Origin of the sequence: Clostridium sp. C8 (genome assembly GCF_001010885.1) — a bacterium.
Taxonomy (GTDB): domain Bacteria; phylum Bacillota; class Clostridia; order Clostridiales; family Clostridiaceae; genus Clostridium; species Clostridium sartagoforme.
The window spans coordinates 1-1723 of the sequence record NZ_LBMX01000122.1; the positions used below are offsets into that span (position 1 = coordinate 1).

The 1723-nt window shown below is 27.5% G+C and carries 2 protein-coding genes; both read right to left on the reverse strand.

The features are described from left to right. Positions 1-92: 92 nt before the first annotated feature. Complete coding sequence (locus AAT22_RS18425; protein ID WP_047002332.1) at positions 93-503, reverse strand: hypothetical protein; 411 nt, start codon at positions 501-503, stop codon at positions 93-95. 105 nt (positions 504-608) lie between these two features. Continuing rightward, complete coding sequence (locus AAT22_RS18430) at positions 609-1634, reverse strand: IS1595 family transposase (protein WP_047002333.1); 1026 nt, start codon at positions 1632-1634, stop codon at positions 609-611. Positions 1635-1723: the final 89 nt, after the last annotated feature.

A 1723-nucleotide genomic window follows, 5' to 3' on the forward strand; every position in this document is an offset into this window, starting at 1 on the left:
GGCTCTGTTTTAAAATATTGTTGATAATGTATTACATTTTAAAAGCCCAGTAATTCTAAAATTACTGGGCTTTTACTATTGATAATTTTAAATTAATCTTCTAACAGTTTCTTGTATTCTTCAACATCATCAAATTCTGTCGCAAAATACCCTGGTGTTGCCCCTATGTTCTTCATCTTTATTGAATTCCCTTTATTGATTTTTTTTATAAGAATTTCAAAAGAGTTGTTTTTGTCTAAAACAATTTCGATAGTTCGTTTGTCCCCAACTAATTTATATTTATCGGTAGATAGCTTTTCATAAGTCCCACTATTAACTTCTCTATTGTCGATATACTCTACAAAACTATTTTCTTGGGGCTGTACAGACACTTGAACAATATGTCCATCTGTAGTTATCTCACTTTGATAGAATCCTCTTAATAAATTATCATTGGTATCTTTACAGCCATAAAGTATAAAGATGCTTAGTAAAGATAGTATCAATATCTTAAATTTTCTCATAAATAATCCCTCCATTAATCTATTAAAAATTATGTGTTTAATAGCTTTAATATATATATTTATTATATATTAATTCATCTTTACAATTCCATTATTTTCAAAATATTATATGAATATTGGTCGAATATTTTTAAATTCCTTTATTTTAGTATAATTATGAGATATATTACTATGAACAATAAAGTTTTTAACTCTAATAGATTCTTTTTCTGAACTAAATGTATTTAGCCATTTATGCCATTTCATATAGTTGTTAAGGTATTTTGTTGAAACACCATTAAACCTACTCATCCATCTTTTTAGATTAGAATGTAGGCTATTTATATGTTGAATATGATATATATCTTCTTTATGCTTACCACTTTTGATTCTCTTATGTTGTAACTTCATATCCTCTGCAAATTGCATGTAGCTTTTGTGGCTGTCAGTACAAAGAATAGAGTCTTCTCCTATACGATTAGTATAAAGTCTTTTTAACTCTTCTGAGGTCATTCTTCCAGTACATAACAACTCTATAATTAAGTTACCTTGCCTATCAAGAGCGGTACCTACACAAACTTGTTCTTTAGAGATACCTCTTTTCTTAACCTGCTTACCTCTTTTGCGAGAAGGTCTTGGCATATTTATAGGTTTAGTTCCTTTATATGAATAAGCAAAAAATACTTCATCTGCCTCAACTACACCATCAACAGAACCTACACCAAGAAAATCACTTATACAATTAAGTATTTTATGTCTCCAAAAGAAACTCGTTGCTATATTTATTTCAACTATTTCAGCACATTTTCTTATTGAATAGCCATTTAACATGCACTTAGCATATTTTAACCATTTGTCTAAAGGTTTCTTACTTTTATATGTTGCAGAGTTAGTAAAATCAGTAAATGTTCTTCCACAATTTTTGCAAATGTATCTTTGTTTATTATTATATTTACCATTTCTTGATATATTTTCACAACTACAATGAGAGCATACTTTCCCCTTAGAAAATCTAATTTCTTTAACATCTTTAGTTATTTCATTAACTTGAGAGCCTAAAATAAGTAGTTCTTCTAACTGAGATAGAATTTCTTTTTGTTGATATAAAGATAATTTTTGAATTTCTGTTAATATAGATGATACATTTGCCATAATTGAACCTCCACAACTGTTTATATTAATATTATACCCTTATTTTAAAAAGATTACTCAAATATCAACATTTAAATAAAACAGAGCCT

Bases quoted from the DNA above. Each gene is read 5' to 3' on its own strand.
- AAT22_RS18430 (WP_047002333.1), bottom strand. From the start codon at position 1,634: ATGGCAAATGTATCATCTATATTAACAGAAATTCAAAAATTATCTTTA.
- AAT22_RS18425 (WP_047002332.1), bottom strand. From the start codon at position 503: ATGAGAAAATTTAAGATATTGATACTATCTTTACTAAGCATCTTTATA.